Annotated in this window: 19 protein-coding genes; 9 read left to right on the forward strand and 10 right to left on the reverse strand. The window is 69.3% G+C overall.

Annotated elements, in window-relative coordinates; genetic code table 11:
• Positions 1–20 precede the first annotated feature (20 nt).
• The 5 genes from ACWDRB_RS57750 to ACWDRB_RS57770 form a co-directional block, all read right to left on the reverse strand.
• The gene (locus ACWDRB_RS57750) at positions 21–287 is read right to left on the reverse strand and encodes a hypothetical protein (protein ID WP_350724289.1); all 267 of its coding nucleotides are present in this window, start codon (positions 285–287) and stop codon (positions 21–23) included.
• Complete coding sequence (locus ACWDRB_RS57755) at positions 280–825, reverse strand: RNA polymerase sigma factor (protein ID WP_449909875.1); 546 nt, start codon at positions 823–825, stop codon at positions 280–282. Before ACWDRB_RS57755 ends, ACWDRB_RS57750 begins: the two co-directional genes overlap by 8 nt.
• A 250-nt stretch (positions 826–1075) precedes the next feature.
• The gene (locus tag ACWDRB_RS57760; protein WP_355212032.1) at positions 1076–2041 is read right to left on the reverse strand and encodes a MarR family transcriptional regulator; all 966 of its coding nucleotides are present in this window, start codon (positions 2039–2041) and stop codon (positions 1076–1078) included.
• Positions 2042–2171: 130 nt separating this feature from the next.
• Positions 2172–2597, reverse strand: coding sequence for a roadblock/LC7 domain-containing protein (locus ACWDRB_RS57765; protein ID WP_350724283.1), 426 nt, complete (start codon positions 2595–2597; stop codon positions 2172–2174).
• Complete coding sequence (locus ACWDRB_RS57770; RefSeq protein WP_449909880.1) at positions 2594–5362, reverse strand: sensor histidine kinase; 2769 nt, start codon at positions 5360–5362, stop codon at positions 2594–2596. The genes ACWDRB_RS57765 and ACWDRB_RS57770 overlap by 4 nt, the downstream gene beginning before the upstream one ends.
• A gap of 275 nt (positions 5363–5637) precedes the next feature.
• Between ACWDRB_RS57770 and ACWDRB_RS57775 the strand changes: the two genes are divergently transcribed.
• The 4 genes from ACWDRB_RS57775 (at position 5638) to ACWDRB_RS57790 (ending at position 9327) form a co-directional block, all read left to right on the forward strand.
• Positions 5638–6756, forward strand: coding sequence for an ABC transporter substrate-binding protein (locus ACWDRB_RS57775; RefSeq protein WP_449909882.1), 1119 nt, complete (start codon positions 5638–5640; stop codon positions 6754–6756).
• A 62-nt stretch (positions 6757–6818) separates the two neighbouring features.
• Positions 6819–7529: an ABC transporter permease gene (locus tag ACWDRB_RS57780; RefSeq protein WP_449909885.1), complete on the forward strand. Its 711-nt coding sequence runs from the start codon at positions 6819–6821 to the stop codon at positions 7527–7529.
• Positions 7526–8305 carry an ABC transporter permease gene (locus ACWDRB_RS57785; protein ID WP_449909887.1) on the forward strand — a complete coding sequence of 260 codons (780 nt, stop codon included), beginning with the start codon at positions 7526–7528 and terminating at the stop codon, positions 8303–8305. Before ACWDRB_RS57780 ends, ACWDRB_RS57785 begins: the two co-directional genes overlap by 4 nt.
• Positions 8306–8322: 17 nt before the next feature.
• On the forward strand, positions 8323–9327 hold the full coding sequence (locus ACWDRB_RS57790) for a methyltransferase (protein ID WP_449909890.1): 1005 nt from the start codon (positions 8323–8325) through the stop codon (positions 9325–9327).
• 35 nt (positions 9328–9362) lie between these two features.
• On the opposite strand, the gene ACWDRB_RS57795 is transcribed toward ACWDRB_RS57790, so the two are convergent.
• Positions 9363–9890: a TetR/AcrR family transcriptional regulator gene (locus ACWDRB_RS57795; RefSeq protein WP_449909893.1), complete on the reverse strand. Its 528-nt coding sequence runs from the start codon at positions 9888–9890 to the stop codon at positions 9363–9365.
• On the opposite strand from ACWDRB_RS57795, the gene ACWDRB_RS57800 reads away from it, so the two are divergent.
• Positions 9834–11027 (forward strand): MFS transporter, encoded by a 1194-nt coding sequence (locus ACWDRB_RS57800; RefSeq protein WP_449909896.1) that lies wholly within the window; start codon positions 9834–9836, stop codon positions 11025–11027. The two genes, ACWDRB_RS57795 and ACWDRB_RS57800, sit on opposite strands and share 57 nt — an antisense overlap.
• Here the strand turns inward: ACWDRB_RS57800 and ACWDRB_RS57805 are convergent.
• Positions 10963–12192 (reverse strand): MFS transporter, encoded by a 1230-nt coding sequence (locus ACWDRB_RS57805; protein WP_449909899.1) that lies wholly within the window; start codon positions 12190–12192, stop codon positions 10963–10965. The two genes, ACWDRB_RS57800 and ACWDRB_RS57805, sit on opposite strands and share 65 nt — an antisense overlap.
• A 67-nt stretch (positions 12193–12259) precedes the next feature.
• On the opposite strand from ACWDRB_RS57805, the gene ACWDRB_RS57810 reads away from it, so the two are divergent.
• The 4 genes from ACWDRB_RS57810 to ACWDRB_RS57825 all read left to right on the forward strand — a co-directional run bounded on the left by ACWDRB_RS57810 (position 12260) and on the right by ACWDRB_RS57825 (position 16216).
• On the forward strand, positions 12260–13258 hold the full coding sequence (locus ACWDRB_RS57810; protein ID WP_449909970.1) for a LacI family DNA-binding transcriptional regulator: 999 nt from the start codon (positions 12260–12262) through the stop codon (positions 13256–13258).
• Positions 13259–13351: 93 nt separating this feature from the next.
• Positions 13352–14647, forward strand: a complete 1296-nt coding sequence (gene nhaA, locus ACWDRB_RS57815) for a Na+/H+ antiporter NhaA (RefSeq protein ID WP_449909902.1) — start codon at positions 13352–13354, stop codon at positions 14645–14647.
• Positions 14648–14802: 155 nt separating this feature from the next.
• Positions 14803–14958, forward strand: coding sequence for a hypothetical protein (locus ACWDRB_RS57820; RefSeq protein ID WP_355212001.1), 156 nt, complete (start codon positions 14803–14805; stop codon positions 14956–14958).
• A 13-nt stretch (positions 14959–14971) separates the two neighbouring features.
• Positions 14972–16216, forward strand: coding sequence for an esterase/lipase family protein (locus ACWDRB_RS57825; RefSeq protein WP_449909905.1), 1245 nt, complete (start codon positions 14972–14974; stop codon positions 16214–16216).
• A 36-nt stretch (positions 16217–16252) separates the two neighbouring features.
• Here the strand turns inward: ACWDRB_RS57825 and ACWDRB_RS57830 are convergent, their stop codons facing one another.
• The 3 genes from ACWDRB_RS57830 to ACWDRB_RS57840 form a co-directional block, all read right to left on the reverse strand.
• Positions 16253–17575, reverse strand: a complete 1323-nt coding sequence (locus ACWDRB_RS57830) for a DUF4214 domain-containing protein (protein ID WP_449909908.1) — start codon at positions 17573–17575, stop codon at positions 16253–16255.
• Positions 17576–17626: 51 nt separating this feature from the next.
• Positions 17627–18337 (reverse strand): hypothetical protein, encoded by a 711-nt coding sequence (locus ACWDRB_RS57835; protein ID WP_449909910.1) that lies wholly within the window; start codon positions 18335–18337, stop codon positions 17627–17629.
• Positions 18338–18703: 366 nt separating this feature from the next.
• Positions 18704–19582 (reverse strand): potassium channel family protein, encoded by an 879-nt coding sequence (locus ACWDRB_RS57840; protein WP_449909912.1) that lies wholly within the window; start codon positions 19580–19582, stop codon positions 18704–18706.
• Positions 19583–19849 lie beyond the last annotated feature (267 nt).

Below are 19849 nucleotides of genomic sequence, written 5' to 3' on the forward strand. Positions count from 1 at the left end.
CGATCTCCCGGAGAGGCCGGCTACGTCCTCTTGGCGACGTGCAGCTCGCACACGCCGTCCGTACACGACCGCCGCAACCGTCCCATCGAGACGGTCTGCGCCAGGCCGATCAGCCAGCACGTCGGGCACCCGCGGAAGGCCAGGAGCGCCACCGGCGCCAGCACCAGGCTGACCGGCCCGATCACCGGGATCAGCGCGACCGAGCCGATCAACGCCCCGAACCCCACCACACCACGCGCCAGGTGCCGAGGCAGTGACGCGCTGGCGAACTCGTGTCCGTCAGTCATCGCACACCCCCTCGCCCAGCCGGTCCTGCACGGCCGCGCGGGCGCGGTGCAGGCGCGACTTCATCGCCGCCACGCTCAGGCCCAGCGCGTCGGCGGTCATCCGGCCGCTGAGGCCCTGGACGTCCCGCATGATCAGCACCTGCCGCTGGTCGGCCGGCAGCGCCGCGATGGCCGCCGCCACCCGCGCCGCCTCCAGCCGATCGAACACCTCTTCCTCCGCGGACCGCATGGCGGCGCCGTGGAGGGGAGGCGGTGGCCGGAGTGCCAGCCTGGCCCGGCGTACGCATTCGTTGCGGATGATCCGGAACATCCACGACACCAGGGCGCCGGTGGCGCGCAGCGTACCGATCTTGCGATAGAGGACGATCAACGCCTCCTGCGCCGCGTCCTCGGCATCCTCCGGCGTGGCGCACAGGTGGCGGGCGAAGCGCCGCACGTGCGGGTGCGCGCCCGACACCAGCGCGGCGATCGACTCGGCGTCGCCGTCGCGGGCCGCCGCGATCAACGCCTCGTCCGGCCAGGTCGTCGTCTCAGCCACGCGTACGCCTCCTCCGCCGCAGCACGACCACGCTACAGGTGCAGATGAGTACGACGGCGACCGCGACTCCCACAGCAACGATCACGACAACCTCTCCTTCGTCGATGACGGAACGCATATGAGAGGCGCCGGACCCGCCAGAGGATTCACCCCGCCACACGCGACATCGATGGTGCGGGTTCGTGCCGGGGTGGCCACGCAGGAGGTGGGCCGAGACCGAGGCCGCGGTGTCGACGCCGTCGATCCGGGGTCAGGAGGTGAAGAGATCGAGAAGGGCCGTGCCGCGCCTGGTCAGGTGGACGTAGATCTCCCTGCCGTCGCGCCGCCGGGTGACCAGCCCCGCCGATTCGAGGCGCTTGCAGTGGTAGGTGATCACGCTGGGGTGGCATTTGATGCGCCTGGCCAGAACGCCCATCGACATCGGCTGGTCGACGCTGGCCAGGATGGTCGCCCGTGCGTCGCCGAAGAGGAACTGGAGCTGCTCCTCGGTGTCCTTCGGCCGGGGCACCGTCAGGTACGGCGGGGGATAGCCGATCCAGGCGACCTCCGGGCCGTCGAAGCGGACGATGAGCGCGTCCGGCCCGGCGAGCATGGGTATCAGCACCAGACCCCTGGACTCGATGGAGAACTCGTCGGGACCGTAGTCGGGGACGCTCAGCGCGCCCTCACTGAAAGTGCAGTCGGCGTGCACGTCATTGAGCACGACATCGAGTGCTCCTCGGGCGCTGGCCACGGCGATCCGCTCGACTTCGCGATCGAACAGCGCGCGGGTCTGCTGCCATTCCGGATACATGGCGGACCATGCCTGCCCCAGCAGGTCGGCAAATCCGTGCAGCCAACGGCGAGGGTGCTTCATCGCGGGCTGCCAGTGGGGCGGCGGTCTCCCGTCGGTGATGGAGTCCAGCTCTGTTTGTAACGCGTCGGGCGACAGATCGCGAAGCATTTCGAGCTGCGTGGGAACGTCCAGATCCCGGCTGAAGTCTCCGGGGAACGCGACATCGGGAAATATGGTGTAGCCGGGTGCCGAGAGCGAATCCACCACCATTCCGTCGGGTGCCACCGCGGCAGAGCGCACCAGTTGCCGCCATCGTTCGGGGGCGCCCCTGTCCCGGCCCGCGAGCGCATCGCAGATCAGCGCGAGCATGGACAATCCGGGGACCATCGTCACGGTCACGGGTACCCGATCAAGTCGCTCAATGACCAGGCGCGTGCGCATTGGTAACTCTTCCTCTCGAGCTTCGGCAAATAGGAAGCAGCGTCTCACGGTGGCGCATACAAACTTGCTTCAGCGGTCGGCAGGGATACCGGAAAGCGGTGATCGCCCGCGTCCTGGTCACACGTCCGCATCACCTGATCTGGCTGGCGCGCAGATGTTCGCGTACGGCGGGAGTCAGCACCTGACCCGCACGGTCCGCCATGAGCGTCATGTGGTACGCGACAAGCGCCGCGTCGCAGTCGGGCTCGGAGAGCACGGCCAGGCAAGCGCTTTCGCCGATCGACATGGTGGTCAGCATCATGCCGTTCGCCATCTCCACCATGCTCTGAACGACCCCACCCCCGTCGAGAGCGCAGGCCGCGGCCACCGACAGGCCGACCAGCCCAGAGGTGATCGCGGCCAGCCGGCCGGCCCGGTCGACGGGGAAGCCCGAGGACGTCGCCAACGGCAGGCCATCGGCGGAGAAGAGAACGACGTGGACGACTCCTGGAACGATGCCGACGAATTCGCTGATCAGCCAGTCGACCTCGTACGCCATGTAGCTCACGTCGTTCATGCGCCCTGTCCTCTGTGCTTCGGGTCAGGGGCGGCCCTGCCCATGCTGATGTCGTCGCGAGCGGACCGGTAGCCCTGCTGGAAGCTGGACAGGCGGCTGCGTACCCGGTCCGCCGAGACGGACGGCATCGGCGGGACATCTTGGGGCGTGGAGGCCGTGGTGGCCGAGCCGGGCACCAGGTTGGCCTTGGGCACCCGCTTGGGCAGCCCGGTCGCGGTCTCGCCGTCGCGCACCGGCTCCACGGCGGCGGCTTTGGCGGCGTTCCATCCGGCGTCGGCCGCCCCCCAGCTGACTCCCTGCTCGAACCACGCCGACTCGATCGAGGCGTAGATCGGCAGATACTCGTCCGAGGCTGCTTTGGCGGCCGGAATGGGACCGGTGGACGCCGACGCCGTGTCGGGGAAGTCATAACCGGACGGCCGCTGCGGCGCGTCGTCCATGCCGCCGCGCAGGCCCAGGTTGGGGCGCCTGAGGAAGAGCGTTTCCTGGCTCGGCGGGTCGTACGGTCTCCTCGGCGGCGCCCACGGGTCGGCGACGGCGTACGAGCCGGTGTCGGCGGACGGCCGGCCGCCGGATCCCCCCGGCCTCTCCGACGGCGTGAGCCAGGCGCCGGACGGGTTGGACGGGTTGGACGGGTTGGACGGGTACGAAGGATGGGCCGGACCCATCTGGAACGAGCCCCACTGCGGTGGGGTGGGGACAGCCTCGGCGGAGCCGCCGGGATAGCTGGGCGCCTGCGCGGCGAGCATCGCCTCGGGCATGAGGATCATCGCGGTGAGCCCTCCGGATTCGTGCGGGCGCAACTGCACCCGGACTCCGTGGCGGTGGGCCAGCCGCGCGACCACGAACAGGCCCATGCGCCGCGACACCGACACGTCCACGGTGGGAGCGTCGATGAGGCGGTCGTTGGCGATGGTGAGCTCGTCCGGGGTCATGCCGATGCCGGAGTCGGTGATCGACAGCATCATGCCGCCCCCGTCGATCCTGCTGCCCGACACCGTCACCTGGGACTCGTGCGGCGAGAACGACAACGCGTTCTCCACAAGCTCGGCGACCAGGTGAATGATGTCGTTGACGGCCTGGCCGGCCACCGCGACGCCGTCGGGCACCTGGAGGATGACCCGCTCGTAGTTCTCGACCTCCGACAGCGAGGCGCGGGCGACGTCGACCAGCTTGACGGGCTTGCTCCAGCGGCGGGGCGTCTCCTGGCCGGCGAGAACCAGCAGGTTCTCGCTGTTACGCCGCATACGGGTGGCCAGGTGGTCCAGCCTGAACAGGTTGCCGAGCCGCTGCTCGTCCTGCTCGCCCTGCTCCAGCCCGTCAATGAGGGTGATCTGCCGCTCCACCAGCGTCTGGCTGCGGCGCGACAGGTTCACGAACATCGCGTTGACATTGGCGCGCAGGCGGGCCTCCTCGCCCGCCAGCCGGACCGCCTCACGGTGGACCTCGTCGAACGCCCGCGCCACCTCGCCGATCTCGTCCTTGGAGGAGATGGCGATCGGCGGCACGTGTATCGCCTTCGTGTCGACCTCGCTGTTGCGCAGCTGCCGCACGAGCTCGGGGAGCCGCTGGCTGGCGATCATGAGCGCGTCCCTGCGCAACCGCCTGAGCGGCCGGACGAGCGAGCGGGCCATGACCGCGGTGATGGCGAGGACCAGGAGCAGCAGCACGGCGAGGATGATGATGTTGAGCGTGGCCGCGGACCGGTCGCTGGACTGAATGTCGGCGCTTCGGGTGCCGACCTGCTCCAGCAACGCCCGCTGAACGGTGTGCAGCCGGTCGACGGTGTCGCTGATGGCGTTGAACCACAGGGTGACGTCGTTGGAAGTCGAGGTGTCGAGCCGCCGCAGGGGCAGGCCGGCATTGGCGAGGAACACGGCCCTGTTGATGTAGAACTCGCCCCGGCCGACCTCCACGCTGGCGACCGTGTTGTCGTGGAACTGCCGCTGCGCCAGCGTGGCCACGGCGCGAAACGAGGCGCGTTCGCTCTCGCGGTTGGAGCGGGCGTCAAGGAAAGCCTTGCGCTCGGGCTCTTCGAACGACCCTTTGACAAGCGCGATCGTCAACAGGCCTCGCAGCTTGGCGGCCTCCTCCTCCGATCGGGCGACGGCTCGCAGCGCGGCGCTGGTGGAGATCAGTTGCTCGTCCGTCGAGCCCTGCCCCACCTCGTCGTACAGTTGCAGCGTCTCCGCGATGACCTCGGAGTACTTCTCCATCGTCGGGAGCGGCGGCAGCTGCGCGTTCTGCCCGGACACGGTGGCACGCAGCGAGGCGAGCTGGGTCAGCCTGATGCGGACGAGGGCCAGCTTCCTGCGACCGAGATCGGACAGCGAGTCCTCGACCTCCGCGGCCGTCGCGTTCGTACGCTGCACGCTGGAATCGACGATCCGCCGCTGGGCCGTGAGCCGCTCCAACTGCGCCGATTCCCTGTCGGAGGCGACATAGTACGCGGAAAGGTCTCGCTCGAGTGCCATTTCGCGGGACAGCTCGCCGAGCTGCGCCACCAAGGAGCCCACATTGCTGATGCGCTGATTCTGCTCCGCGCTGCTGATCGATATGCCGACCCGCAGCGCGCCCAGGACCACGGCCACCAGGGTCGGAATGGCGATAAGCGTGATGAGGCGGGTTCGCACCCGCCAGTTCCGCAACGCCATCGGGTTCCCATGAGCGGGAACCTGCTCCACCGACGCCTGCTCCGGTGACTTCTCGTCGGCCACGAACCGTTCCTGCAGAACGGGAACGCCGGCACGACCAACTTGGGTCATCTTTGTCCTTACCGATGGCAAGCGTCCCCCGGACGGCCTGCCTCGGGAGACTTCAGCCACGTCGCTGACTGAACGCGGGCAAGCTCCGGCGCCACTGACCGAGCACGGGCAAGCTCCGGCGCAATTCGACCACAAACCCCATTAGCTGGCCAACGCCAATCAAGGTACTAGATAAATCAACATTTGCACGTCTCTGCAAACATCACACACAGTAACTCGGCAGTTCGATCTCAGGAGCATCGGATCATTCGGCGCCGCACCCGCTGTTAGCGCTGGTGACGCAATTCATTTGCAGAGAAATCCAAGAGAAACGTCATCCGTCGCGCTTCAGCATCGATCTCGCCTTCGGTAATCTTCACGCTCGGCGCCCCGGTGCCGATCACCGGAGGCTTCCTGTGTTAGGAGAACCTGAAATGACCCGCAAAGTGCGCCGCCGCACTCTCGTGCTCGGCGTTACCGCCACTCTGTTATTCACCGGCTGCGGCGGAAACGGCCAGTCGGCCGGCTCGGGCGGCAACGGCCTGGAGAAGGCCACCATCAGGGTCGGCGCCATGCCGATTCCCGACCCCGTCTCCCTCTACATCGCCATCAACAAGGGCTTTTTCAAACAAGAGGGCCTGACGGTCGAGCCGGTCGCCATCGTCGGCGGCGCCGCGGCCCTTCCGCAGATCAAGAGCGGTCAGCTGGACATCACCCAGACCAACTACGTCTCGACCTTCCTGGCGGTGAGCAAGGGCGAGAAGTTCAAGCTCGTCGCGGACATGTACCAGGCCGGCCCGAACGCCTACAACATCATGGTCCCGAAGGATTCGCCGATCAAGACCGTCGCGGATCTCAAGGGCAAGACCGTCCTGGTCAACAACTTCCGGAACATCGCCACGTTGGCCGTCACGACCCAGCTGAAGGTGGCCGGTCTCACCGAGAACGACGTCAAATTCGCCGAGAAGCCCTTCCCCGACATGGGCAACGCGCTCCAGGCCGGGCAGGCCGACGCCGCCTGGATCACCGAGCCGTTCATCACCGCCAACCAGAGCAAGCTGGGCTTCCGCAAGATCGCCGACACCATGACGGGGCAGACCGAGGACCTGCCGATCGCAGGCTGGATGGCCTCCGACGACTGGGTCAAAAAGAACCCGAAGACGCTGGCCGCCTTTCAGCGAGCCATCGCCAAGGCGCAAGAACTCGCATCGAACGACCGTAAGGAGATCGAGGCGATCCTGCCCAAGTACACGAAGATCGATGCGAAGACCGCTTCGGTCATCACCCTGGGCACCTTCCCGAGCGCGCTGAGCGCCAACAGGCTGCAAAAAGTCGCCGACCTCATGCTCGAGTACAAGTACCTCGAGAGTCCGATCGACGTGAAGTCGGTCATCGCGACGCCGTCGGACGGATGAGTCATTCGCGGTCATTCCGCAGCGTCGCAGGCGTTGCGGGGTTCCTCGTCGCGGGAGAGCTGGTGATCCGGTTCGGGCTGGGCGACGGCGTGATCTTCCCCGCGCCGTCCGTCATCCTGATGGAGGCCGTGCGGCTGGCGGCCGACGGAGAGTTCCTGCTGGGAGCGCTCACGACGCTCGTGAACTGGGCACTCGGCCTGCTGGTGGCGGTGGCGGTGGCGGTCCCGGCAGGCGTCCTGCTCGGCGCGCTGGCCCCGTTGGAGCGCGCCGCCCGGCCCGTACTGGAGTTTCTGCGGCCCATTCCCTCGGTCGCGGTCATCCCGCTGGCGATCCTGCTGATCCCGGTGGACGGCCTGATGAAGGTCGGCGTCATCGTGTACGCGTCCGTCTGGCCGATCCTGTTCAACACGTTGTACGGCATGCACGACGTCGACCCGCTGGCGAAGGATTCGCTGCGTAGCTTCGGATTCGGGCCGGTGGCCGTGCTCGGCAGAGTGAGCCTGCCCAGCGCCGCGCCTTTCGTCGCGACCGGTGTCCGGATCGCCTCCGGGGTCGCGCTGATCATCGCCGTCAGCGCCGAGCTGTTCGCCGGTGGAACCGCGGGCTTGGGCGTCTTCGTCATCCAGGCGGGCAGCGGAAACAGGACCGACCTCGTCATGGCGGCCACGCTGTGGGCCGGCATGTTCGGCCTGCTGGCCAACGCCTCGCTGCGGGCGGCCGAGCGCCGTCTGTTCGGCTGGCACCTGGCGCGGACGGGTGCGGCGCAGACGTGAGATCACTTGCCGGGGTCCTGGTGATCCTCCCTGTCATCGCCGCCTGGGAGCTCGTCACGCGACGGCTCGGAGACACCGACTTCCCACCGCCCACGAGCATCGTCGCCCGCATGCACGAGCTGTGGTTCTCAGGCCCGGCCGCGCGCCTGTTCCTCACCGACGACGCCGTGGACAACATCCTGCCCAGCATGGGACGCATGTTCGCCGGCTGGTTGCTGGCCGCGTTCATCGGAGTGGTGGCCGGCGTGGCACTGGGGCGCTCGCGGGTCGCGGCCGACTACGTGGACGCGCTGATCGAGTTCGGCCGTGCCGTTCCGCCGCCCCTGCTGCTGCCGCTGTTCCTGGCGCTGTTCCAGGCCGGCCTGGCCATGCAGCTCGCCGCGATCGTCTCCGGCGTGATCTGGCCCGTACTGCTCAATTCGATCGACGGAGCCAGAAACGTCGACCGCACCTACACCGAGACCGCCACGGTCTTCGGACTGTCGAGACCACAGCGGCTACACCGGATCGTCATCCCCGCCGCCTCGCCCAAGATCTTCGCGGGCCTGCGACTGAGCCTGTCCCTCGCGCTGATCCTCATGGTGATCTCCGAGGTGTTCGGCAGCACGAACGGCATCGGCTACCAACTGCTGGTGGCGCAGCGGAGCTTCGACACACCCGGTGTCTGGGCGACGATCGCCCTGCTGGGCATCCTCGGTTATATCGTCAACGCGCTGTTCGTGCTCGCGGAGCGCCGGCTGCTGATCTGGCACAGGCAGGCGAACCGTACGCCATGACTTCTGGAAAAGGACACATGCCGTCATCCGACAAGCTCCTCTGGGAAGCGGTCTCCGGTATCTCCCGATTCGCTGCACTCTTGACCATGGCGGAGCTCGGCGTGGCCGATCAGCTCGCGCAGGGGCCGCTCGACACCGAAGAGCTCGCCGCACGGTGCGGGGCGCACGCTCCCTCGCTCCGCCGGGTCCTGCGCGAGCTGGCGGGCATCGGAGTCGTCCGTCCGTCCGGCGCCGACCGATACGCCCTCACCGAGGAGGGCTCGGCGCTCCGCTCGGACATCCCCGGCTCGATCCGCTCCTCCATGCGCATGCTGGGCGAGGAGAGCTTCTGGTACGCCATGGGCAAACTGCCGGACACGGTGCGCGAGGGCAGCTCCGCGTTCGTCACCAGGTACGGAGAGCTCTACGAGCACCTGGCCCGCCATCCCGACATCAGCCACATCTTCGACGACTACATGACCGCCAGGGCCGACGCCTTCACGCGGGGCCTGGTCACGCGTTATGACTTCACCGGCGTCGGCACCATGGTCGACGTCGCCGGAGGCAGCGGCTCGATCCTGGCCACGGTCTTGCGCGCCAATCCCGGCATGCGGGGCATCCTCCTCGATCTCGACCACGTGGTGGCCCATGCCGGGGACATGCTGGCCGCCGAGAACCTGGCTGATCGGTGCGAGGTGGTGGCCGGGAACTTCTTCGACTCGGTGCCCTCGGGAGGGGACGTCTACCTGCTTGCCAGCGTCCTGCACAATTGGGGCGACGACGACGCTGTGCGCATTCTGCGAAATGTCCGGCACGCCATGAAACCCGGTGGGCGCGTGCTGATCCTGGAAGTGGTGCTGCCCGACGGCGCGGAGCCGCATCTGGGCAAGGACCTGGACCTGCGGATGCTGGCCATCTTCAACGGCGGCTCGGAACGGAGCCGACAGGAGTACGCGCAGCTCTTCGCCTCGGCCGATCTGGAACTGGGAGAGGTTGTGGAGTTGGGCGCGGGAGCAAGCCTCCTCGAGGCCAAGCCCATCTGACCCGGTCCGCATCGAGTGGCGCCGCAGGGTTTGTGCTATGCGGAGGAGGGAGCGTAGCTACGGAGGAAGGCCCGCACGCCCGCGGTGACGAGCCGGTCGACCTCTTCCTGGGGAAGGGGGACGGCGCCGTAGAACGTCTGCTGGTTCACGTCGGTGATGGTCAGCAGGGTGAGGTGGGCGTCGTCGAGCCGCAGCAGGCCGCGCTCGGCGATCTGGCGCAGGTACGGGGCGAGGCGCAGGTGCCCGGTCTGCGGTCCGGCCGCGATCCACGCCTGGAGGATCGGCGGCGGGATGTGGGCCGCCTCCGCCTCGATGGCCCGTACCAGGGCGAAGTGGTCAGGGAAGGCGGTGACCGCGGCGACCCTGTCGAGGGAGAAGTCGATGAGGTCCCGCTCCAGATCCACGATCTTGTGCAGATGCCGGTCCATGATCTGCGCGATCGCGGCGGTGACCTCGTCGGCGCCCTCCAGCGCGACGGTCAGGAACAACTGCTCCTTGTCGGTGAAGTGCCGGTAGATCGTGCGTTTGGACACCCCCGCCTCGGCGGCGATCGCGTCCGGCACCTCGCACTCCTGGCCACGCCGACCTCACTCAGCGCCAACAGCACCACCACCGTCATCCCCGACCTGGCCCGAGCCCTGAGCGTCTCGGCGGCCGACGCCACCTGGGCCGCCACGGCGTTCGGCTGGGGCGGCGTCCTCGGCGCCCCGCTCACCGCCGCACTGCTGCGCACCCGCGGCATCCGCGCCGCCACACTCGTCAACGGCGCCCTCGTACTCCTCGGCACGCTCCTGGTGGCCGGCGCACCGACGCTGCCGATGCTGCCGGCCGGACGCGCCGCTCAGGCCGCCGGCGGAGGGGGCCTGGTCACCATCGCCATCTCCCTGGCCGGGACCGCCTCGCGAGCAGGCGCCGTCACCCCCGGGGTCGGCCTGATCGGCGCGTTCGGCCCGCTGGCCGGCTCCACCCTGTCGGGGATCTCCTGGCGGCTGCCGCTGCTGCTGTCCCTGCCGGCGCTGCTGGCCGTCCCCGCCGTCCTACGCCACGCCCCCGCGCACCACCACCAAGCCGCCGCCACCCGTACCGACACCATCGGGATCCTGCTCGTGATGACGCTGGTCAGCACATTCGTCCTGATCCCGCGCCTGGAGCTGGTGGCCGTTGCCGCCTCGGCCGTTGCGGGCCTGCTGCTGACCCTGCACGTCCGCAAGAAGCCTGCCGGGTTCATCCCTCATCCGGTGGTCCGCTCCCGGGCGTTCGTGACCGCGGCAGCGGTGGCGAGCACGCTGTCCACCTCCTACTTCGCCCTGCTCTACACCGTGCCCCGGCTGCTGGAACGCCACTGGACGACCGGGCGGATCGGGCTGGTGACGCTCATCATGCTGGCCACCGGCTCCATCGCCTCGCTGTTGTTCACCCGGCGGGCCGCTCGGCTCGGTCCCGCCGTCACCCGATCCGTCCTGCTGACCGCGGGCGCCACGACCGTCGCCCTGCCGTCGATCGCCCCGTGGCCGGTGCTCGTCGCGGCGTCCACAGCGTTCGCGGTGTTCGCCGCCACAGCGGCGATGGCCTGGTACGCGACCCGCGTCGGCGCCGTCGTACCGGACGAGCACCGGGCCACCGCCGTGAGCCTGCTCACCCTGTGCTACCAGCTCGGCGGCGCCTTCGGCCCCGCGCCGGCCATCCTCCTGCTCGCTTGAGCGCCGGCAGCGCCGGGATCGCCGCCAGCACCACGGCGGTCAGCGCGGCGATACCGAGGAACGTCCTCTGCACCCCGGTGGCATCGGCGAGCAGCCCGAAGTACGCCGGTCCCGCGAGGTAGCCGAGATAGGCAACCGTGGAGATGGCGGACGTGGCCCGTCCTCGTGACCCGTCGGGAACGGGCCGAAGCCCGTAGGACAGCAGGGTGGGAAAGAGCACCGAGGTGCCGACGGCGGCGGCGATGACGCCTCCCAGGGCGAGCGGCAGCGTGGCCGCGAACGCCGTCAGCACGCCACCGGCCGTGGCGATCGCGCTTGCCACGACCAGCGTGGCGATCGGGCGGCGCAGCGTGACCGTACCGGTGGCGAAACGGGTCAGTGCCGCCGTGGTGGCGAACGCCGCCGGCGCGACGGCGGCCAGCGCCGGCGAGGCGGTGAACGCGTCGGTCAGCAGGACGGCGCTCCAGGACTGGTAGGCGTTCTCCGCCGCGAACGCGAACGCGCCGATCGCCCCGACCATGACCAGCGCGATCCACCCCGACATGCGATCAGGACGCGTGGCAGCGCCCTCGGGTGCGGCGGCGTCGTCATCAGCATGGGCCGGTCGCGTCGCGGTGACGACGGCCAGACCGAGCGCCACGACCACCACCGCGCCCGCGGCGAAGTTCACCAGCAGGCTGTCCGCGATCGCGGTGAGTGCGCCGGTGGCCAGGCTCGAGAGCGCGACCGTGGCGGAGAACGCCGCGTGCGAACGGGTCACGACGGGACGTCCGGTTCGCTTCTCGACCGTCGCCGCCAGCGTGTTGAGCGCCACATCGGCCGCTCCCGAGCAGGCTCCCATCAACAGGATGCCGGCGCACAACGCGGCATAGTTCACCGCGGCGGCGGAGAGCACGACACCCATGACACCCAGCAGTGCGAGCAGTACTCCGGTGACACGCAGACCGAGCGCGTCGACGAGCCGCCCGGCCAGCAGCATGGCGGGCAGAGCTCCGGCGGCGATGAAGAGCAGTACGACGCCGAACTCGGCATCGCTCACACCGGCCTGGGCTCGCAGCAGGGGCAGGCCGGCACCCCACACACCCCAGAAGGCGCCGAAACCGGCGAAGCCGAGGAACGGCGCCGCGCGAAACATGCCGCCGGGGCGGGCGATCACTGTGGACACATGTGTAACGCTACACAACTAGAATGGCACCGTGCCAACCGACCGCAGACGCGTGACACTGAAAGATGTGGCGGCTCGTGCCGGAGTGTCACCCATGACCGCCTCCTACGCCTTCACCCGGCCTGCCCGGGTCGCGACCGACACCCGCGAACGCGTGCACCGCGCCGCCGACGAGCTGGGATATCACCCCGACGCCGTGGGCCGCGCGCTGAAATCCGGTCGAACGCATCAGATCGGGGTGGTCTTCAGCGAGCATCTGGCGTACGCCTTCGACGATCCCCAAGCAGCGCAGTTCCTGGCCGGGGTCGCGGAGGTCTGCGTCGAGGAAGGCCGGGGCCTCACGTTCATCCCCACGCGGGGCGATGCCGCCGACGCCGACCGCGTGCTGTCCGCGGCGGTCGACGGCTTCGTGCTGTGGACCACCGCAGAGGACGACCCGGTGCTGGCGGCAGTCGCCGACGACCCCCGTCCCGCTGTCATCCAGGGCGGCCCACCGCGCCAGGGGATCGCGTGCGTCACCCAGGACGACTACCGGGCCGCGCTCGCGGTCGCCTCCCAGGGACTCCGCGAAGACCGGACGCCCGTCGTGATCTCGTTCCCGCTCGATCGCGACCGCGAGCACATAGTGACGACCGGCGCCGATCTGCCGCCACACGCACCGTTCCCCGTCACCGACGCCCGCCTGCGTGGCTACCGCACCGCCATCGAACAGGCCGGGCTCGACTGGACGAGCACGCCGATCGCCGTCGTGGCCCGCAACACCCAACAGGACGGCCTCGCCGCAGCACGAGAACTCGCCCCGCAGCTCACCCCCACCGCGCTCATCATCGCCATGAGCGACGAACTCGTCCTGGGAGCCCACCAGGCCCTCCAGGAGACTCACCCGGAGGCTGCCTACCTCGGCTGGGATGCCTCACCAGCCGGCCGCCGGCTCGGCATCACGTCCGTCACCAACCCGCTGCGAGACCAAGGCCGCCGCTGCGCGCGGCTGGCACTCAACCCCGGCCACCCGAACGACCAGGAGATCCCGTGGACCATCCGAACCGGACGAGAGTCCGTTATGTAGCTCTTTACGTGTCCTGATACCTTATTGATAGGTGTGCCGGGAAGTCTGGTCGGCAAGTGAGCGACCCGACCCCTGCCGAAGGAGCGGAGTTCCATGCCCGGCACCAGCCCCACGCGCGTTCCCCGCCTGTTCAACCGGAGCACCTGGCCCGAAGCGCGCCGCATCGCCGACATCCTGCGCAAGGAAACCATCGGCGGGGCACTGCTGCTCGCCGCCGCGCTCACCGCGCTGATCTGGGCCAACTCGCCGTGGGCGCAGACCTACCAGGACCTGCGCGCCATCGAGGCCGGCCCTGCCGCTCTGCACCTGAACCTCGACCTGGCCACCTGGGCCGCGGACGGGCTGCTGGCCATCTTCTTCTTCGTGGCCGGTCTGGAGCTGAAACGGGAGTTCGTCGCCGGCGATCTGCGTGACCTGCGCCGTGCCGTGGTGCCGGTGGCCGCGGCAGCCGGCGGCGTGGTGGCGCCCGCACTGGTGTATCTGGCGGTCGCCGGCGGAACGGCGGCCAGGGGGTGGGCGATCCCGACGGCCACCGACATCGCCTTCGCGCTGGCGGTGCTCGCGGTGATCGGCCGTTCCCTGCCGGACGCGCTGCGCACGTTCCTGCTGACCCTGGCGGTGGTGGACGACCTGATCGCCATCGTCATCATCGCCACCTTCTACACCTCGCACCTGTCGGTGCTCCCGCTGCTGGCCGCTGTGGTGCCGCTGGCGATCTTCGCTGTGCTGGTACGGCGTGGGGTACGTGCGTGGTGGCTGCTGCTGCCGCCGGCGTTCGCCTGCTGGGCACTGGTGCACGCCTCAGGGGTGCACGCCACCGTGGCCGGGGTGCTGCTGGCTCTGACCGTCCCCGTACTGTCCCGGACACCGCCGGGCGGCACGGAGGGACCGGGCCTGGCCGAACATTTCGAGCACCGGTTGCGCCCGCTGTCCGCCGGTGTGGCCGTACCCGTGTTCGCGTTCTTCTCCGCCGGGGTCGGCCTGGGTGGGTTTGGCGGGCCGGCAGGAGCGTTGAGTGACCCCGTGGCGATGGGGATCGTGGCCGGGCTGCTGGTCGGCAAGCCGGTCGGCATCCTGGCCGCCACCTGGCTGGTGGCCCGCTTCACCCGCGCCACTCTGGACGAAGGGCTGGCCTGGATCGACATGGCCGGGCTGGCCGTCCTGGGCGGCATCGGGTTCACCGTGTCGCTGCTGATCGGGGAGCTGGCGTTCGGAACGGGCGAGGCCGACGCGCGGTTCAAGATCGCGGTCCTGGCCGGTTCCCTGACCGCGGCCCTGCTGGCCACGGTGATCCTTCGGCTGCGTGCCCGCGTCTACCGGCGCATCCACCGGTCCGAGACCGCCGACTCCGACCATGACGGGATCCCCGATCTCTACCAGCGGCCCTAGCTCTTCGCCCGCGACGCCCTGGCTGCCCTCCGCGGATGTGCCGCACGCACACGTCCGGTGCGGCAAAGGTGTGGCGGGCGGCACTGGAACGGCCGCGGCGCTCAAGTGACGATGGCGGCCGGTCTCGGGGTTGCCGACCGACTCAGGGAGCACTCATGCCCGACACGACCGTCATGCCCGCCCTGCCGGCCTCCACGGCCTCGCCGCCATGCCCCGGCTCCCGGATGCCGGCGCGCACCGTCGACGACACCGGCCACCACACGATCCTGCTCGCCGCGCGCGTCGCCGCAGCGGTCGCCGAAATCCCGTAGACAGGAGGCCCAAATGCGTTGCTTATGGACGGTCGCGGTGATGCTGACCGCACTGCTGGTACCGACCGCGGCCCATGCCGCGACCCCCTCGTACCTGACGCTGGAAGCCACGTACGCCAACGTCGCGAGCGGTTGGTCCTCGGTGGAGCGGTACCTGGACACCACGTCCGGGTTCACCCAAGAGAGCTACCCGCCGGACGGCCGCGGAGATCAGGACGGCCAGCGGCTGAGCTTTTTCGGCGGCGTCAAGCGGCCGTTCTCCGGCCGGTTCCTGCTGTACCACGCACCCGGTTGGAACGCCAATCCCAAGGCCACTCCGGTACTGTTGGTCCACGGCGCCAACGACAATCCGGACCGGGCGTGGGCCAATCCCGGCGAGTCCGGCGGCTTCGGCTGCGGCGCCATAAGCTGCCCGAGTACCGGCCTGATGCAGCACCTGTCGAACGCCGGATACCGGGTCTTCGCCATCGGGTTCGCGCACAAGGAAGGCGACAACCTGATGCAGGCCCAGGAGGTCGGCGACGCGATCGCGATCATCAAGGCCAAGCTCGGTGTGTCCGCTGTGGATCTGGTGGGCTGGAGCAAGGGTGAGATGTCGGCGCGGATGTACGTGTCGTCGGTCAAGCCGAGCTGGGGCCGTTCGTACGCCGGCGACGTGCGCAAGCTCATCACGCTCGGCGGCCCGAACGCCGGCTACGACTATCCGTTCGCTCACGGCTGGGCGCACGACTTCTCGATCTGGCCGGAGTGCGGCGGCAGCGTCAACTCCCCCGCGCCGCACACGTACATGACCTGCTACGGCATCTACGCCAACCATCCGGAGTTCTCGTTCGTACCCGCCGGCGGGTACGACTGCTATCCCGGGCAGCGGCAGATGCTGGCGCGCTTCGACGGCACCTACGGCATCGACCAGACGCAGCAGGACTGGTACACCACGTACTACGGCGGACAGGGCTTCTACACCTCCGGGCCCGGCATCCAGGCCGCGATCAACGCGGGCTCGCTGATCTCGCGAATCCAGCAGGCGGGTGTGCCGGCGTCGGTGGCGACGTACCTGCTGGCCGGCGGGTCGCCCAGCGTCGTGGGCATCTACAACGAGAACCGTGGACCCAGCGACGGCGTGGTGTTCGTCAGCAGTGCGCTGTCCACGGTGGGCATCGGTACGGTGGCCGGCACCGCGCTGATCGCCGGTGCCAACCATCTCCAACTCGGCTGGTACCCCGCTGTCGAGTCGCAGGTCGCGAGCTGGCTCGGCTGACAGGAACAGTACGACCTCTCGGACCCCCTGGGGGCTTCAGTGGCCTGTGCAGCCTCCCCCGGAGGAGTTGGTGAAGTCGACCGGCGTGGCGCCCGGCTGGAAGTCGCCGTCCTGGGCGTGCCCCTCCTGGTCCACGCCGAAGTTCACGTGCGGGCAGGAGCTGATCGCCCGCACCGACAGCCGCAGGTCGTTGCCCTGGACGGTGGCGCGGTTCATGCCGCCGACCGCGATCCCGGTGCCGACGACCGCCGTGAGGCCGTTGGTGGTGTTGTCGCGCACCGACACCCCGGCGCCGTCGTCGGCGCGCTCGCCGAACCACATCCGGGTCCCGGCCGCGATGCCGATGTCGGCGTGCGTGTCCGGGCCGGTCCAGAAGGCGTTCCCCGACACGGTCGCGCCGGTGAAGTCGTGCGTCACGTCCCCGCCGTACAGAGCGTCCACGACGATCGCCCCGTACGCCGCATTACCTGCGTTCAGCACGACATTGCCCCGCACGCTCGAACGCTGTGTCGCCGGGCTCGAACGGAACAGCACGATCCCCACATCCGTCGCGTCCACGATCCCGTTGCCCTCGACGACGGCGTTCTCGCAGGAGACGGAGATGCCGTCGGTCCAGCGGCCCACGCCGTCGTGCATCACATGCTCCGACGAGTTCGTGTACGCGCCGCGCTGGCCGTCCACCCAGACGCCACGCAGGCGGGCGCCGCTCTGCAGCCGCACGACCGGCTCGCCGAAGGAGGAAGCGCGCACCAGGCGCCCCTGCCGGGCATACTCGCGGGGCGACGGCGTCCCGGTGGTGGCCAGCGTACGACCAGGGGGTATGACCAGCATCGCGCCGACCCGCACCACCGCCTTCTCCGCCAGGTACACCGTGCCGCCCGCGAACCCGGCGCCCTTGGGGGTGAGCGTCAGGGCAGGCGCGGTGCCGTAGTGGTAGCTCGCGGACGAGCCGCAGATGGTCGCGGCGAGCGAGCCCAGCTCGCCGCTGGAGACGATCGCGTCCACGATCTGCGGCCAGCTCCGCGCGCCGCCGGTCAGCAGCCCGGTGAAGTGGTCGAACCCGCTCCGGTCGGGCTCGCGGTTGAGCGCGCCCCGGTAGAGCGCCAGGACACGCTCCTCGGCGTCGTAGTTCAGGGCCATGAACTCGGCCGAGGTGTAGAAGCCCCGCGCGAAATCTCTGACGCGGTCCGGCGTGCAGCCCTTGGCGGCGAAGTCGCCGACCGCCGCGGACCAGCCGCTGGGGTCGGGCATCCTGCCCAGGGCCTCGCTGTACAGCTTGGCGAAGAACTGGGCCGGGACCTTTCCCGCTGCCGTCGCGGGCGTCGCTCCCACCGACAGGCACGTCGAGAGGAACGCCAATACAGCGCAGATCGTACGTCTCACGGCGTCGAAAGCCGTCGCCCGCCACGTTCAGAAGAGCTTTATGTGCACGGTGCCCGGCGGCGTGGCGGAGGGCGAGCCGGCAGGCCCACCCTGACCCGGCGCCGGGGGCTGCCTGGTCACGTCGGGAGTCCCTTCGGAAGTGGAAGGCTCGGACGGCTCCGGCACGCTCTGCGTCGGCTTCGGCGTCAGAGTGGGGGCCGGCGTGGGGGTGCGGGTGGTCGGTGACGTGGAGGGGGTGGAGGACGGAGACGCGCCTGTCGGCGTCGAGGTGGCTGACTCCCGATACGGCGCCGGAGCCGGGGACTCGGCGTGCCTGCTCTTCTTGGAAGATGGTTTGCGGGATTCGGCCCGTTTCCGGGACTTGCCGGTCACCTGGTCGGCCACCGTCTGATCAACGATCACCTGGTAGGTCAGGATGCCGCCCATACTGACGCAGAACACCAGCGCGGCCGCCACACCCAGCTTGGCCCACGGCAACGCCTTCAGAAGTGCCCCGGCCCGCGCGGACCGTCGCGCCTCGCCATCACCCGCCTCGGCTGTCCGCTCGTGCCACGCGCTCACGGCATGCTGCCTGACCTTGTCGCCGGTGCGCTTGAGATAGTGCGTGTAAACGTCGGTGGCCACCGTGCTGGCGAGGCTCATCACAGCGGCGCCGATCACCGTGCCGGCGACGCCCAGGTACGACGCCGCGACCGCCGCCGTGACCGCGGCCATCGCGCTTCCCACGATCTGTGGCACGCTGAGCGCCAGCCTCCGAGGCTTTCTGCCCGCTTCTCGGATTCGGTCCCTCTTGGTCATGCGGTGGTGGAAGCCTTCTCGTTCATGGACGCGCACGCGCCCTGTCGTGCCTGTGTCGTGCGGACCTTTCAGGACCACGCGTGGCTCGGCGCACCGGGGTGCAGACCCGCTCGCCTGAAGAGGCGGCCGGCTCGACCACTGTGGCCCGGCGGACAGAGGCGGCTGATGCGACACACGACGCCATGTCGGATCGTGACGGCACCCTTGCATTTATGCGGAATTCGCCCGCCGCACCGCCCCGAGTCCGGCACACCCGTGCTGGAGGCATTGCCGAGCGGGTCGCCGGGCCGATGGGATGAGCAGCGCTCAGGCCCCGGTGAGGGCGCGGCCGTGGTCGGCCGCGTACGCGGCGAATACCTCCGCAGGTGATCCATTCGTGTGGAGGAAACGCTGGTCAAGGATGGTGGCGAGGTCTTCCAACGCACCGACGAGCAGGTCGGCCGTCAGGCGCACATCTGCCCGTCGGGCTGCCTGCCCGCGCTGGGCGAGGCGAGTGGCATAGCCGATCGTGGCCGCCAGGGACGAGTGGTCCTCACCGTCATGGAAGTAGTAGGCCTCCGCGTACTGGGTGAAGTCGATACGGACACGCACCACCTCGGTGGCCAGGCCTCCCAGCAATGACGCACCCGCAGCGCAGTCGAGCTGCCGCATGGACGGGTCCGAGCGGTGCAGCAGCGCCAACCGGATCGCGAGCACCCGCCGGCGGGTCAGCGTCGGATAGATCTCCAGCACCCAGGAGACGGTGGCCGTCAACAGGACGAAGCCGATGAGAGCTTCCAGGGGCGAGACCACGCGGAGCCAGCCTGCGACGGGCACGATGTCCCCGAGCCCGAGGGTGGCGACCATGACGAGCGACAGGTAGACAGAGTCGAGGAGTGCCGGCTCCTGCGACAGCCCGGAACCGGGTGCGAAGGCGAACGCCTCCGGCATGTGGGGCCAGTAGACGATGGCCCAGCCCAGGATGATGGTGACGGCCCACATGCCGACCACCGTCGCCATGGCGAGCGGACCGACGAGCCCCACAACACGCCTGCGCGCTCGGAGATGCCGGGCCAGTTTCCACAACGCCGCCATGACGAGCCGGCTCAGCCCTCCGTGGCGGGTGGGGTGCCAGAGCGTGTGGAACAGGTCTCGTAGGGCGGCCATGATGAGCGCGGCCCCGAGCAGCGAGACCAACCACTCCATTCGTCTCTCCCGCAGTGGCTGTCCTGTGGAGCGGCTGGACGATCCGTGCAGCCAAGGCCGGGGGGATCTGCCGCCCGAGCCGGGCCGCGCTTGGAGCCTAGGCCGCGGGCACCGTCGGTGAACGCAGACTCGCCGTATCGGAGGTGGCCGGGCTGCGCAGCTCGCTCATACGTTCGAGTCTGTCCAACAGCGGGTATGGACCGAAGACACAGGCGTTTCCCCAGCTCACGGTCGGTGTGGTATGCCCTTCACGCAGCGTCAACAACA

It is taken from the genome of Nonomuraea sp. NPDC003707 (assembly GCF_053587055.1).